The organism is Arsukibacterium tuosuense (assembly GCF_900215315.1).
GTDB lineage: Bacteria > Pseudomonadota > Gammaproteobacteria > Enterobacterales > Alteromonadaceae > Alishewanella > Alishewanella tuosuense.
The window spans coordinates 324642-339302 of sequence record NZ_OBEB01000004.1; the positions used below are offsets into that span (position 1 = coordinate 324642).

Here is a 14661-nt window from a genome sequence, read left to right on the forward strand (position 1 = left end):
TTAACAGGATGACTGAGCTGAAGTTTAAGGGGGTACTGTCTGCTTTGCTGTTACTGGCGCTGAGCGGCTGCACCTCCAACTCTGGCCCGGCACCGGTTACTACGCTTGAGCTCAGAGAAAACCCTTACCGGGAACGGAACCGGGGCAGTCTTGCCGCCACGAAGTATGTGGTGCAACGCGGTGATACCCTCTATTCCATTGCCTTTCGGGCCGGGCTGGATGTGCGAACCCTGGCCAGTCGCAATAATATAAACAGCCCCTATATCATTTATCCCGGTCAGGTATTGCAACTCAGCGCTGCCAGCGCAACAAAGGTCGCCGCCAAAAAAACAAGTCGACCAGTAACGAAGACCCGCAGCCCTGTCCCGGCAAAACCTGCTACACCAGCTAAGACTGGTCGGGCAACTGAGAAATCAAACCAAGCAAAATCAAATAGTTCAGCAAAAGCCGCTAAACCTGTTGCGTCGTCAAATCAAACACGTTATGTTCAGACACGACCTGCAAAAAATAGCAAAAAAACCGCGGATAATACCTCACTTGGAAACAAGGTGCAATGGCACTGGCCTGTGAAAGGTAAAATAGTTTCGCGTTTTTCAACCCGGGAGCATGGCAATAAAGGGGTCGATATTGCAGGGCAGGACGGTAACAGAATTAATGCTGCAGCTGATGGCCAGGTAGTCTATGCCGGCAGTGCACTACGCGGTTATGGTAATTTGATAATTATAAAACATAACGACGATTACTTAAGCGCCTATGCGCACAACAAACGGATCTTGGTGGCAGAACGACAGCAGGTTAAAGCAGGGCAGCAAATTGCGGAAATGGGCAGTACCGATGCGACCGATAGCCGGCTACATTTTGAAATTCGTTTCAGAGGCAAGTCGGTTGATCCATTACGCTATTTACCGTAACAAACATATACCGTGGCAAACAAATACCGTGACAACGAGACTAACCATAAAGGTTAGCATTTGAACACAAGCACGAAGGCAGGAAGGTAGCTGAGTCAGGCCCGATACCCGGCAGACGTGGGAGAAAGGATATGGGACTTAAAAGTGATGACGTAGTAGAGTCAGATGTAGAGTTAAAAGATGACGAGCTGGCTGATGACGTAGCCACGCTGGACGAAGAGATGGAGCCGGATGTTGCAGAGTTAGCCGGTGAAGAAGCGATACCAGATGAAGTATTCGCCAAGGATGATAGTCAGAAATCGATGGATGCCACCCAGATTTACCTGGGTGAGATTGGTTTTTCTCCCCTGCTGAGTGCCGAAGAAGAAGTCTATTTTTCACGGTTATCGCTCAAAGGCGATGCCGCTGCCCGCAAAAGGATGATCGAAAGTAACCTGCGGTTAGTTGTTAAAATAGCCCGCCGTTACATTAATCGTGGTTTAGCCTTACTGGATTTGATAGAAGAAGGGAATCTTGGCCTGATCCGGGCGGTTGAGAAGTTTGACCCTGAGCGCGGCTTTCGTTTTTCCACCTACGCTACCTGGTGGATCCGCCAGACTATTGAACGGGCCATCATGAACCAGACCCGGACCATCCGGCTGCCAATTCATGTCGTTAAAGAATTAAATATCTACTTACGGGCGGCCCGGGAATTATCGCAAAAACTCGATCATGAGCCCACGCCGGAAGAAATCGCTGCCGCGCTGGATCGGCCGGTAGCTGAAGTTCGTAAAATGTTAAAATTAAACGAAAAGATAACCTCAGTAGATATGCCTGTCGCCGGTGCTTCTGAAAAGCAATTGCTTGATGTGATTGCCGATGAGAAAGAACAAGGGCCGGAAGGTGAGCTGCAGGACGAAGATATCCGTCAACATCTGGTGTTATGGCTGGATGAGCTGAACCCGAAGCAACGGGAAGTACTGGCGCGCCGCTTTGGTTTGCTTGGCTATGAGCCTTCTACCCTGGAAGATGTAGGTCATGAAATTGGTTTAACCCGGGAGCGGGTACGGCAAATTCAGGTAGAAGCCCTGCGTCGCTTAAAAGAAATTGTTACCCACCAGGGCTTAAATATAGAAACCCTGTTCCAGGACTAACACTCTATATCAGTTAATACACGGGCGCTCAGGCGCCCGTTTCTATTGGTACAAACATTAAGTGGTACAAACATTAAGGGCTATCGTTACGCCCGGCTTGGCATTGACACAGTTTGTCGCAATGACAGCGTCTGCTAGTTGCATCTTTTAACTAAGCCGCTTAGCGTAGAGCTATTAGTAGTTGGTAATATTAAAATAGGGTTTTTCATGACGTTAATAAAAATTTCAGCGCTGGTTGCAGCATTAGGGCTATGCTCAGTTGCCAGTCAGGCGGTACCGGTGTTTCCGGACAGTGACTACAACCAGGCTGTCGTGTCTGTTGAGCAAGTACTGGGATATCCACTGGGCAGCCGAATCTCTGAACCTGCAGCAATACAACAGTATTTTGAGCAACTGGCACAAGCCCACCCAACCCGGATTAAACTGGTACCGTATGCTACGAGCTGGCAGGGCCGGCCACTGTTCTACGTGGTAATAGGCAATGAGCAACACATTAACCAGCTGGCTGATATTCAGCAGCAAATGCAGCAACTGGCAAACCCGCAACGTATCGACGATCGACAGGCGAAGCAGCTTATCGAGCAGCTGCCAGCCAGTGTCTGGATTGCTAATACCTTACATGGTAACGAAATAAGCCCGGCCGAATCGTCGATGGCGCTGGCCTATCATTTGCTGGCCGACCAGAGCCCGCAAACTGCTAAGTTGCTGGAAAACACCCTGGTGTATATTGACCCGTTGCAAAACCCGGATGGCCATAGCCGCTTTGTCAGCCGCTATTACGCCACTGTGGGATTAGCCCATTCGGCTGACAGATTGTCTGCTGAGCATAACGAGCCCTGGCCTAATGGCCGCACCAATCACTATTTATTCGATATGAACCGAGACTGGATTTCGTTAACCCAGCCGGAAACCCGGGGCCGGGTGAAAGCCCTGCAGCAGATGTATCCGTTGGTGTTTGTTGACTCGCATGAAATGGGCGGCGATATGGGCTATTACTTCAGCCCGGAAGCTGAGCCGTATAATCCACATATTCAGGCGAATCAGCGCCAGAGCCTGCAATGGCTGGGGGAGAACAATGCCCGCTGGTTCGATAAATTTGGCTACGACTATTTTACCCGGGAAATTTTTGACGCTTTTTACCCGGGGTACGGTGCCAGCTGGCCGCTGTATCAGGGCAGTATCGCCATGACGTACGAGATGGCTTCAGCCCGTGGCCATCAGTATCGCAAAGCCGATGGTGACATTCTGACCTTCGCCGATGGCGTGCAGCGCAATTTTGTCGCCTTTATGGCGACGATAGAAACCGCCAGTCAGCGGGCCCCGCAGTTACTCAACAGTTTTTATCAATACCGTAAGGACGCCATTAAACAGGGCAGTTCAGGTCAGATTCGCAGTTATATTTTTCCGGCAGGGCGTGACAGTGCCGGCCTTAGCAAACTGGGGGCTATTCTGACCGAGCACGGTATAACGGTCGGTAAAGCGACTGAGGATTTTAAAGCCTGTGGTGACAGTTACCAGGCTGGCAGCTATCTGATAAATACCAGCCAGCCCACTTATCATCTGATCCGTACTCTGCTGGATGATACCGTGCCGATGGACAAGGATTTTATTGCCAAACAAGAGCAGCGCCGGGCCAATAACCTGCCGGATCAGATCTACGATGTCACTGCCTGGTCGCTACCGCTGATGTATAACCTGCCGGTGGTAAGTTGCAACCGGGCCGTTAATGTTGCCACTACGGCGGTAACTACCGAGCGAATTCTGCCGGGTACCGTCACCAATCCTGAGCCCGGCTATGGTTATATTGTACCCTGGGGCGATATGGCAGCGGCCCGCTTTGCCAGTGCGGCATTGCAGCATGGTTTGAAACTGAAAAGCAGCGATCTACCCTTTACCCATCAGAATGGCCAGCAATATCCGGCGGGCTCCCTAATCGTCAGTAACGCCGATAATGCTGATCATGCGCCGCAGTTAGCTGCGTTAATCAGCCAGTTTGCCACTGACACCGGCGCTGAAGTGACCGGGGTAGACAGCAGTTGGGTAACGGATGGCCCTAATTTTGGCTCGTTCAATGTCAAAACCCTGCATAAGCCCAATATTGCCATGTTGTGGGATGAGCCGACTAACCCGCTTAGTGCTGGCAGTGCCCGCTTTATTGTCGAGCGCAATTTAAATTATCCGGTTACCGCAATCCGGCCGGCACAGTTGCGTGGTGCGGACTTAAGCCATTATCAGGTGTTAGTGGTGCCGGCCAGCAGCCGTGGCAGCTATCAGCAGGCGCTGGGCAGTACTGGCCTGGCCAACCTGCGCAGCTTTGTTGAACGCGGCGGAGTACTTATAGCTCTTGGCAATGCCACTGATTTATTGCTGGCGGGCGAGGAGCCACTGCTTAGCAGCAAGCGTGAGTACAAAGTACGCGAGGGTGAAGTGAAAAAAGCGGAGAGTGAAAGCAAAGTTGCCGGCAGCCTGATTAAAACCCCGGAAGAATATCAGCAGTGGCTGGTACCGGAAAAGGCTTATCCGGACTGGGTGCCAGGCTTTATTGCCCGGGCCGATGTTGATCAACAGCACTGGTTGACTGCCGGGGTGCCAGAAACCGTTAACAGCTTGTATGTCGGTAATCAGGTGTATCAACCGCTTACCATTGCTGATGGTCGCAATGTGGTCAGCTTCGCCCCGGCTGAGCAACTGCTGGCAGGCGGCTTCGTCTGGGATGAAAATCGTCTGCAAATTGCCCATAAGCCATTGGTAATGGTGCAGGCAGTGGGCCGCGGCCAGGTGATCAGCTTTACCCAGGAGCCGAACTTCCGTGCCTATGTCGATGGCATGCATTTGCTGTATATTAACGCGATATTCCGCGGTGCGGCGCACGCCAGCCCGCTGCGCTAGTTAAGCGGTAACCAACAGCGCCAGCTTTAACTGCCGGCGCTGTCTCGTTTTTGAATTAATACCGTAAGCCCGCCGGCAATTAAACCCCAGAATGCAGACGCCAGCCCGAAAAAGCTGGCACCGGAGGCGGTGACCAGTAAGGTAATCACTGCCGCGTCACGGTATTTGGGTTCGCTGGTAGTCGTGGCCAGGTTAGCGGCAATGGTGCTGATAAGCGCCAGGCCTGCCAGCGCGGCCACCATTTCTTTCGGAAAAGCAGCAAAAAGGGCAACAACTGTGGCGCCCGCCAAGCCGGCCAGCAGATAAAACACTCCGGCAGCGATACCGGCAATATAACGCTTTTGCGGCTGAGGGTGCGCTTCAGTGCCGGTACAGATTGCTGCAGTAATGGCTGCCAGGTTTATTGAAAATGCGCCCCAGGGCGCCAGCAGCAAGGTGCTAAGTGCGGTGCTGCTGATAAGCGGTGAGACCGGAGTCTGATAGCCACTGGCCCGCAGCACTGCGACCCCCGGAATATTCTGTGAGGCCATGGTGACCAGCAACAAGGGTAGCCCGACGCCGATTAACGCACTTAACGAGAATTCCGGCGTTACCCACACCGGCTGCGCCAGACTTAAGGTTACCGCTGATAAATCCAGGTTGCCGCTGCTAATGACGATCAGAATGCCGCTTAGCATCACCAGCAAAATGGCATAGCGTGGCCAGAATGCTTTAGCGAATAAATATACCAGACACATGCAGCCGACCAGTAACCACTGGCTTTGCATGGAGCTGAAAATAGCAAAACCGAACTGCAGTAAAATACCGGCCAGCATGGCACTGGCCAGTGGCAGCGGAATTAATTTGGTCAGCTTTTCAAACCAGCCGCTAATACCGATAATAAGCCCGAGCGCGGCGGTGAAAATAAATACGCCGGTGGCCTGTTCAATGCTCAGCCCCTGTAAACTGGTGGCCAGTAGCGCCGCGCCCGGGGTTGACCAGGCGGTGATCACCGGCGCTTTGTAATACCACGACAGGCCAATACAGGTCGCCGCCATGCCAATACCCAGTGCCAGTAACCAGGAGGCCATAACCTCATTGCTGGCACCAGCCGCACTGGCGGCCTGAAACACAATAGCCACTGAGCTGGCAAAGCCGACCAACACGGCGACAAAGCCCGCTACGACTGCCGATAAGCTTAAATCTTTAATTAGCATCAGACTTCCTTCGCATCCCGGCTAAGTTGGTACAATAAGTCGAGCGCCTGGCGGGCACTGAGTTCATCCGGGTTAATGGCTGCCAGCTGCTGCAGTAGTGGGTGCGCAGCAGGCATTAGCGGTAGCTGTTGCTGCAATTCTGCTTCTGGCTGGTTTTGCTTGCTGCCAGGCGTAGTAGCTGTGTTTAACTGGGCCCGGCCTTGTTGCTCTAACTGGCTGAGTTTCTGTTTGGCCTGGTTAATCACTGCCTTTGGCACCCCGGCCAGCTGAGCAACCTGCAGCCCAAAGCTTTTGCTGGCTGCACCGTCCTGCACATGGTGCATAAACACGATGTCATCGCCGTGTTCAACTGCATCTAAATGGACATTCACTACGCCTTCCAGCGTGCTGGCCAGTTCAGTCAGCTCAAAATAATGGGTGGCAAATAAGGTCAGCGCTTTAATCCGGGTGGCCAGGTAGTCGGCGCAGGCCCAGGCCAGGCTTAAGCCATCATAGGTGCTGGTGCCGCGGCCAATTTCATCCATCAGCACCAGGCTGTGCGAAGTAGCATGGTGCAATATAGTTGCGGTTTCGCTCATTTCCACCATAAAGGTTGAGCGGCCTGAGGCTAAATCGTCTGAGGCGCCAATCCGGGTGAAGATACGGTCAATGGGCCCCAGTGTTGCGCTGGCGGCTGGCACAAAACAGCCAATATACGCCATCAGAGTAATTAACGCAGTCTGGCGCATATAGGTTGATTTACCGCCCATATTCGGCCCGGTGACCATTAACATCCGCCGGCTGGCGCTAAGGCTCAGCGGGTTGGCAATAAAGGGTTCGCTCAGTACCTGCTCGACTACCGGATGACGGGCCAGCTCCAGTTCAATGCCCGGCTTGCTGCGCAGCTGCGGCCGGCAATAATTCAGGCTCACCGCCCGCTCGGCAAAGGTGCAAAGCACATCCAGTTCAGCCAGCGCCTGGGCCAGTTGCTGTAACTGGCTTAAATAAGGGCTTACCAGCTCAAATAATTGCTCGTACAACTGTTTTTCCAGCGCCAGCGCCTGGCTTTGGCTGCCCAGAACCTTGTCTTCGTATTCCTTTAATTCCGGAATAATATAGCGTTCGTTATTTTTTAAGGTCTGGCGCCGGACATATTCCGGCGGTACTTTGGTGTCCGCGCTGCGGCCGGTTTCAATGTAGTAGCCATGCACCCGGTTAAAGCCGACTTTTAATGAGGCGATACCGGTGCGCTCGCGCTCGCGCAGCTCAAGCTGCAGTAAATAATCGGTGGCGCCGGTGGCCAGCGCCCGCCAGTGATCGAGCTCGCTGTTATAACCGTCGGCAATTACTCCGCCATCGCGGATTAACACCGGGGGGGCGTCAACAATCGCCTCAGTTAACAGTTGTTGCAGCTCGGGTAGCGGCTGGCTGTCGCGGGCAAGTTGTTGCAACAGACTGGTGGTGGCAAAGCTTAAATCCTGTTGCAACGCCGGCAGCTGGGCCAGCGCCTGGCGTAACCTGGCGAAATCACGCGGCCGGGCACTGCGCAGCGCCAGCCGGGCGATAACCCGTTCTATATCACCTATTTGTTTTAATGCCGGCTGTAAACTTTCGACGTCGTCAGTCAGCTCATTAACGGTATCCAGTCTGGCGTTAACGTCACTCTGGTTACGCAGCGGCGCGTGGATCCAGCGCTTTAATAAGCGCGAGCCCATCGCCGTCTGGTTGCGGTCAAGCACCGAGGCCAGGGTGTTTTCATAGCCACCACTGAGGTTTTGAGTCAGCTCTAAATTACGCCGGGTGGCGGCATCCAGCACGATATAATCTTCGGCCCGCTCCAGCGCGATGGCGCGGATATGCGGCAGACTGGCACGCTGAGTATCTTTGACATATTGCATCAGACAGCCGGCGGCCATTAAGGCTACCGGGGCCTCGTCGACGCCAAAACTGATTAAATCCTTGGTGCCGAACTGCTGGCAGAGCAAGCGCTTCGCGGTGGCCAGTTCAAATTCCCACTCTGGCCGGCGCCGGGCCCCTTTGCGCTGCTGACATAAATCCGGCTGGCTGAACAGCTCCGGATAGAGTATTTCGGCCGGGTTAAGCCGTTGCAACAACGCCGCCAGATCACTGCTATTAGCGACCTGATTAATTAAAAAACGGCCGGCACTTAAATCCAGTTGGGCCAGACCAAACTGGCCGCGTTGCTCATAGATGGCACAGAGTAAATTGTCCTGCCGCTCGTTTAGCAGCGCTTCATCGGTTACCGTACCCGGGGTAACAATTCGCACCACTTTGCGCTCAACCGGCCCTTTGCTGGTAGCCGGGTCGCCAATCTGCTCGCAAATGGCTGCCGACTCGCCCAGTTGGACTAAACGGGCCAGGTAACCTTCAACCGCATGATAGGGCACGCCAGCCATCGGGATCGGCTGGCCGGCGCTCTGGCCACGTTTAGTCAGCGAAATATCCAGCAGGGCCGCCGCTTTTTTGGCGTCATCAAAAAATAACTCGTAAAAATCACCCATCCGGTAAAACAGTAAAATAGCCGGATGTTCACTTTTCAGTGCCAGATATTGCTGCATCATCGGGGTGTGGCTGCTTAGGACTTGCTCTGGTTTCTGGTCTGACGGCATAATGTAACTCTGAATTCCCTGTTGGATTGGCTATGGTACCTGCAACCGATACTCAGCAGCTGGCTGCAGAGCTGGGTGCGTTATTATCACGGAAAAAATGGTTCGTCACCACTGCTGAATCCTGCACTGGTGGTGGCATTGCCTACTATTTAACCGCCATAGCCGGTAGTTCCGCTTATCTGGATCGCAGTTTTGTTACCTATAGCAACAAAGCAAAACAGCAGTTGCTTGGCGTGCGCAGTGCCACTTTATTACAATTTGGCGCGGTAAGCGATGAAACGGTTAAAGAAATGGCTGTCGGAGCGGCAAATGCAGCCAATGCCCAGCTGGCCATCGCGGTATCAGGTATCGCCGGGCCGGGTGGCGGTTCTGCGGCTAAGCCGGTAGGTACCGTCTGGTTTAGTTTCTGGCTGAATGGCCAGCTTAGCAGCCAGCTGCAACAGTTTACTGGTGACCGCGAGCAGGTGCGCCAGCAGGCGATAGATTTTGCCCTTCAGCACAGCATCTTATTATTGACAGCCTTGCCAAACTAGACTACTGTACGAGCATACAGTGTTTATGCAAGCCGAATTTTCTGGAGTGAACAATGGACGACAATAAGCAAAAAGCCCTGGGTGCTGCCCTTACTCAAATCGAACGTCAGTTTGGTAAAGGCTCTATTATGCGCCTCGGTGACAGCACAGCCCTGGATATTGCCTCAGTATCCACCGGCTCTCTGGGCCTGGATATTGCGCTTGGTATAGGCGGCTTGCCGTATGGCCGGATTGTCGAAATTTACGGTCCTGAATCATCAGGTAAAACGACCTTAACCCTGCAGGTGATTGCCGAAGCGCAAAAAGCCGGTAAAACCTGTGCCTTTATTGATGCCGAGCACGCGCTGGATCCGGTATATGCCAAAAAGCTAGGCGTTAAAGTGGAAGACTTATTGGTGTCGCAACCCGATACCGGTGAGCAGGCGCTGGAAATTTGTGACATGCTGGTACGTTCTGCAGCGGTAGATGTAGTAGTAGTCGACTCCGTAGCGGCATTAACGCCAAAAGCAGAAATTGAAGGTGACATGGGCGACAGCCATATGGGTTTACAAGCCCGTTTAATGTCACAGGCATTGCGTAAACTTACCGGTAATATTAAGCGCTCTAACACACTCTGTATTTTCATTAACCAAATCCGGATGAAAATTGGTGTGATGTTCGGTAACCCGGAAACCACTACGGGTGGTAATGCCCTGAAATTTTACGCGTCAGTGCGGCTGGATATCCGCCGGATTGGCTCGGTTAAGGAAGGCGATGAAATTACCGGTAACGAAACCCGGGTAAAAGTCGTGAAAAATAAAGTGGCACCGCCGTTTAAGCAAGCCGAGTTTATTATTCAGTATGGCGCGGGTATTAACAAAAATGGCGAATTGATTGACCTGGGCGTAGCGCAGGGCCTGGTTGATAAATCCGGGGCATGGTATGCCTATCAGGGTAATAAAATTGGCCAGGGCAAAGCCAACGCCATGAAGTTTCTTACCGAGAACCCGGCGATAGCCGATGAAATTGAAAAGGAACTGCGCACCCGTTTGTTACTGAAACCGGGTGAAAAAGTGATTGAAGAAGCGATTCCGGCAGAATTCGAAGCCGATTTATAATACTTTCATACTAGAAAAAAGCCGGCATTTTTGCTGGCTTTTTTGCTTTTGAATAACCAGCAAGACCTCTGTATTTCGCTGGTCAGGATGGTGAGTCCTTAATTTAAATCGTTGAGGCAGCAGGTAAACTTAAAAACAACCAGTCAGCTATTGTTTATATAATCGCTACGCGGTTAGCAGCATCATGATTAGCGGGGAAATTTTGTCTTGCCCTGTCGGATAGCCAGAGTTAATCTGGTACGTCTGTTTTTTACTAAAAAACCTATTTTTTTAACATTTACGTTGTTAATAATGTTGTCATCGCTGTAGGTGGCCGGTACCGCTAATAATGATTAAACACACTTTACTGTTGCTGGCCTGTATATACTGTCTGGTTGGTTGTGATACCGATATCAGTGTCCAAGATGAACCAAAGGACCCGGTTGCCCAGGAATATCCACTGGCATTCGTTGCCAGACCCTTATTGGATGAAGACGGTAATCCCTACCAGAATAATCTGGCTGCACCGGAGGAATTCAATCCGGGCGCGCAGCTTATTCTTAAGCAAAACGCCTTCGCCGAGTCGGCAGAGCGTGAGTTGCTGGCCGGGGTATTTGCCAGTGAAGCATACGACGTAAAAGACTTAGTGGTATCACCTGATGGTGACACCTTGCTATTTGCGTTGCGACCACCTGAGCTGGCCGATGTTGCTGAAGAATTGCAACCCCGTTGGAGTATCTGGCGCTACAGTCGCAGCAGCGAGACTATTGAGCCAGTGATCGCTGACCCATTGCTGGCCGAGCAGGGCCATGATGTAACCCCGGGCTTTTTGGCCGACGGTCGTATTATTTTCAGCTCCAGCCGGCAGCAAAAAGCCCGGCAGATTTTACTTGATGAATTTAAACCGCAATACAGTGGTTTACATGAAGACTTACAAGGGCCGGCTTTTAATCTGCACGTCATGAATGCCGATGGTACCGGCATTGAGCAAATCAGCTTTAACCTGAGCCATGATTTGTATCCGGTAGTGCTGGCCGATGGTCATATCTTATACAGTCGCTGGGACAACCAAAGCGATCGTAATATGTTTAACTGGTATCAGATGCGGCCGGACGGCTCAGCAAATCAGCTGGTATATGGCTGGCATTCCCATCAGACCGGCCCAGACAACAGCCCGGTCGAATTTACAAAACCTCTGGTACTGGCCAATGACGAGGTGGCGACGTTATTGCGAAGCCGCCAGCAAGATGGCTTAAATGCCATGCCAGTGCAAATTGCCCTGGCGCTGGCCAGCGACAACGAGCAGCCGCTGTATCAGGAGGTACTGAATTTACCTGCGCAAACCCCACTGCTACCATGGAATTTTGATAATTCAGCCCGGCCGGAACCGGCTGGTTCGGTGCAGAGCGTGTTTGCGTTACAGGATGGTTCTGAACGCTTTCTTGTCAGCTGGTCGCCCTGCCAGGTGTTGGTGGATGAGCAGGTAACCAGCTGTGAATTGGTTGATGAGCCCGCTGAATATCTGCCGGCGAGTCCCCGTTTTGGCTTGTGGCTGTTTGATTTAACGAAGCAAACTCAGGTGCCGGTTAAGCTTGGAAGTGAGCAACAATTATTGACTGAGCCTGTGGTGATGCAGCAGTACCCACGACCCGTATTTTTGCCAGCTAACCCAGACGCCGATCCTGAGCTAGCCCAAACTGGCGAAGCAATTTTAGATATTCGCAGCGTCTATGATATCGGTGGCGAAGCGGTGTTACCGATTGACCAGTTGGCAGACCCGATGCAAACCAGTGCGGCCGAGCGACCGGTGCGGTATTTAAGTCTGGTGCGCGGCGTGCCAATTCCACCGGAAGAGGTACGTGAAGTACCCAATTTTGCATTTGGGGTCAACCGCCGGCAATTAATGCGGGAGTTAGTAGGCATTACACCAGTGCAACCTGATGGTTCGGTGCGGGTGAAAGTGCCTGCCAATGTGCCATTAGCCCTGAGTTTACTGAATAGTGATGGCCAGGCGGTATCACCACAACATCAGCAATGGATCACCCTGGCCGCCGGCGAAACCCTCAGTTGTAATGGCTGTCATGCTGCCAACAATACCCGCCCCCATGGCCGGCTGAGTGGTGAATGGCCAACGATTAATCCGGGCCCGGCCACTGCCTCGGTCTCTTTTACCAACACTAACCCGTTGCTGCCGCCAAACGCTGGTGAAACCATGGCGCAGACCATGGCGCGGTTGCTGGGCGAACAAACCTTAAGTGCGGCACTGGATTTTGAGGATTTGTGGACAGATCCGGCACTAAGAGAACCCGACCCGGCAGAGCTGAATCAGTTTGCTGATCTGCTGACATCGCCACCGGTGGGTCTTGATTGCTTTGACAGCTGGCAGGCTGCCTGCCGGTTGCGGATTGACTACCCGAGCCATATCCAGCCGTTGTGGCAACTGGATCGTCGCCAGTTTGATCCGGTGACCAATGAGCTGCTGCGGGACAACAGTTGTGTCAGTTGTCATAGCCGTACCGATGCTGCAGGCAATGCTATAGTCCCCGCTGCCCAGCTGGAACTGACTGAGCAGGCGTCAGATTTACAGGCAGAACAGATGACCAGTTACCGGGAATTACTGAGCAATGACAATGAACAGGAGTTAATTGGTGGGGTGCTGGTTGACCGGTTAGTGCAGGCCGTGGATGGCGCTGGCAATTTGTTATTTCTGACAGATGCCGATGGCGAGTTAATTCTGGATGAAAATGGCGACCCGATACCGGTGATGGTGACGGTTAATATTGGTGCCAGCATGCGTGCTGGCAGCGCCCTGGCCAGTCAGCGGTTTTTTCAGCAATTCATTCAGGGCGCTAGCCACCAGGGTTATTTATCTGCAGCAGAATTAAGGCTGATCAGTCACTGGCTGGACATGGGTGGCCAATACTACAACTCGCCCTTTGCTGTGGAGCCTGATTAGATGCGCGCTGGCTGGTTAGTGTTGTTTGCGCTGTTAGCTGCCCCTGCTCTGGCCCAACAGGTTGCTGACGCTGGCAAGCGGGTTATTGTCCAGAAAGAGTATATCGACTTGCGCACCGGGCCGGGCCGTGGCTACCCGGTAGTGCAAGTTGCGCTGAACAATGACAGTTTACAGCTATTAAAACAACGTACCGGCTGGGTAAAGGTGCAGTACCGTCAGCAGCAATTATGGTTGGCAGCGTCAGAGCTGGACTATTTATATCCGGATGGCGCAGAACAAAGCATCACTGCATTGTGGCAGACAGAGCAGAGACCGCGTCACTGGCAACTTGGCCTGGCAGCGGGTGATTTCGCCGGCACCAGTTATTACCAGTTAAGTGGCAGCTATCTGTTTTCAGATGTGGTGGCACTGGAGCTGAGCGCGGGACAGGGCAGTGGCCAGCAAGCCAGTAGCCAGCAGTATTTGCTGCAACTAAGTGTAAGCCCGTGGCCACATTGGCAGCTGTCTCCCTATATTGCCCTTGGTGGTGGTGTGCTGCTAACCCGGCCCCGAACCGTCCTGGTACAAACAGCTGAGCGCAATAGTCCGCTGGCAACAATGGAACTGGGGTTAAATTACCCGCTGACTGAGCGGGTGCAAGCTAACCTGCGTTATCGCAGAGCGCTGGTCAGTACCGATCGCGATATTAACGAAGAGACGAATACATGGTTAATTGGATTACGCCTGGCATTTTAGCTGGAGCTTTACTCGTGCTCAGCCCGCTGGCTGTTGCTCAGCAAAGTAATGACAATGATGCCCGGATAGCGCCACAGATAGATCAGTCTGAAGTGATACCGGCAAAGCTTGACACTGAAAACTTTGTGGTGGCATTACGTGGTGGCGCATTGGCAATCGAGGATTTCGGCACCAGCGGCCTGGCCGCATTGCAGCTTAGTTATCATATTAATGAAGATTTTTATGTTAGTGCTGAATACGCGCTGGCTAAAGCCGGCCTGACCTCTTATGAGCGGTTAAGTGGCGCCGCGCCACTGTTAACCGATGATGAGCGGCAGTGGCACTACTATGGTGCTGAGCTTGGCTATGTGCTGCTTCCCGGCCAGGTATATTTGGGTAGCGATTATGCGCTCAACACCGGCTGGTCATTATTTGCCGGTGCCGGCAATGTTGATTTTGCCGGCGATAAAGTCTTTGCGGTTAAATTCGGTAGCCAGTTCAGGTTGTATCTGAGCGATTGGCTGGCAGTAGATCTGGTAGTGGCCGACTATGTGTTTGAAACCACTATTTTAGCTGAAAGTAAAACGACCCATAACCTGAGTATGGCACTGGGTTTTGCTGTCTATTTTTAAATAATGGGAATG

At 52.5% G+C, this 14661-nt stretch carries 10 protein-coding genes; 8 read left to right on the top strand and 2 right to left on the bottom strand.

Going from position 1 to position 14661, the window contains the following annotated elements:
• The first annotated feature begins 8 nt into the window (after positions 1-8).
• The 3 genes from CRO03_RS10455 (at position 9) to CRO03_RS10465 (ending at position 4933) form a co-directional block, all read left to right on the top strand.
• The gene (locus tag CRO03_RS10455) at positions 9-911 is read left to right on the top strand and encodes a peptidoglycan DD-metalloendopeptidase family protein (protein WP_097111571.1); all 903 of its coding nucleotides are present in this window, start codon (positions 9-11) and stop codon (positions 909-911) included.
• Between the two features lie 131 nt (positions 912-1042).
• Positions 1043-2044, top strand: coding sequence for an RNA polymerase sigma factor RpoS (rpoS, locus tag CRO03_RS10460; RefSeq protein ID WP_097111572.1), 1002 nt, complete (start codon positions 1043-1045; stop codon positions 2042-2044).
• A gap of 207 nt (positions 2045-2251) precedes the next feature.
• A complete protein-coding gene (locus CRO03_RS10465) occupies positions 2252-4933 on the top strand; it encodes a M14 family metallopeptidase (RefSeq protein WP_097111573.1) in 2682 nt (893 codons plus the stop codon).
• Positions 4934-4959: 26 nt separating this feature from the next.
• Here CRO03_RS10465 and CRO03_RS10470 read toward each other — a convergent pair whose 3' ends face one another.
• Both CRO03_RS10470 and mutS read right to left on the bottom strand, forming a co-directional pair.
• Positions 4960-6129: a benzoate/H(+) symporter BenE family transporter gene (locus tag CRO03_RS10470; RefSeq protein ID WP_097111574.1), complete on the bottom strand. Its 1170-nt coding sequence runs from the start codon at positions 6127-6129 to the stop codon at positions 4960-4962.
• The gene (mutS, locus tag CRO03_RS10475) at positions 6129-8738 is read right to left on the bottom strand and encodes a DNA mismatch repair protein MutS (protein ID WP_097111575.1); all 2610 of its coding nucleotides are present in this window, start codon (positions 8736-8738) and stop codon (positions 6129-6131) included. The genes CRO03_RS10470 and mutS overlap by 1 nt, the downstream gene beginning before the upstream one ends.
• A 32-nt stretch (positions 8739-8770) precedes the next feature.
• Between mutS and CRO03_RS10480 the strand changes: the two genes are divergently transcribed.
• The 5 genes from CRO03_RS10480 (at position 8771) to CRO03_RS10500 (ending at position 14649) form a co-directional block, all read left to right on the top strand.
• Positions 8771-9271 (top strand): nicotinamide-nucleotide amidohydrolase family protein, encoded by a 501-nt coding sequence (locus CRO03_RS10480; RefSeq protein WP_097111576.1) that lies wholly within the window; start codon positions 8771-8773, stop codon positions 9269-9271.
• A 53-nt stretch (positions 9272-9324) separates the two neighbouring features.
• Positions 9325-10368: a recombinase RecA gene (recA, locus tag CRO03_RS10485; protein WP_097111577.1), complete on the top strand. Its 1044-nt coding sequence runs from the start codon at positions 9325-9327 to the stop codon at positions 10366-10368.
• Between the two features lie 328 nt (positions 10369-10696).
• Entirely contained in the window at positions 10697-13303 is a 2607-nt protein-coding gene (locus CRO03_RS10490) for an HzsA-related protein (RefSeq protein ID WP_097111578.1), read from the top strand.
• Positions 13304-14038: an SH3 domain-containing protein gene (locus CRO03_RS10495; RefSeq protein WP_097111579.1), complete on the top strand. Its 735-nt coding sequence runs from the start codon at positions 13304-13306 to the stop codon at positions 14036-14038. It begins immediately after the preceding gene.
• Positions 14008-14649: an outer membrane beta-barrel domain-containing protein gene (locus tag CRO03_RS10500; RefSeq protein ID WP_097111580.1), complete on the top strand. Its 642-nt coding sequence runs from the start codon at positions 14008-14010 to the stop codon at positions 14647-14649. Before CRO03_RS10495 ends, CRO03_RS10500 begins: the two co-directional genes overlap by 31 nt.
• Positions 14650-14661 lie beyond the last annotated feature (12 nt).

Coding starts and splice junctions, on each gene's coding strand:
- CRO03_RS10455 (WP_097111571.1), top strand. CDS start 9: ATGACTGAGCTGAAGTTTAAGGGGGTACTGTCTGCTTTGCTGTTACTG.
- rpoS (WP_097111572.1), top strand. CDS start 1,043: ATGGGACTTAAAAGTGATGACGTAGTAGAGTCAGATGTAGAGTTAAAA.
- CRO03_RS10465 (WP_097111573.1), top strand. CDS start 2,252: ATGACGTTAATAAAAATTTCAGCGCTGGTTGCAGCATTAGGGCTATGC.
- CRO03_RS10470 (WP_097111574.1), bottom strand. CDS start 6,129: ATGCTAATTAAAGATTTAAGCTTATCGGCAGTCGTAGCGGGCTTTGTC.
- mutS (WP_097111575.1), bottom strand. CDS start 8,738: ATGCCGTCAGACCAGAAACCAGAGCAAGTCCTAAGCAGCCACACCCCG.
- CRO03_RS10480 (WP_097111576.1), top strand. CDS start 8,771: ATGGTACCTGCAACCGATACTCAGCAGCTGGCTGCAGAGCTGGGTGCG.
- recA (WP_097111577.1), top strand. CDS start 9,325: ATGGACGACAATAAGCAAAAAGCCCTGGGTGCTGCCCTTACTCAAATC.
- CRO03_RS10490 (WP_097111578.1), top strand. CDS start 10,697: ATGATTAAACACACTTTACTGTTGCTGGCCTGTATATACTGTCTGGTT.
- CRO03_RS10495 (WP_097111579.1), top strand. CDS start 13,304: ATGCGCGCTGGCTGGTTAGTGTTGTTTGCGCTGTTAGCTGCCCCTGCT.
- CRO03_RS10500 (WP_097111580.1), top strand. CDS start 14,008: ATGGTTAATTGGATTACGCCTGGCATTTTAGCTGGAGCTTTACTCGTG.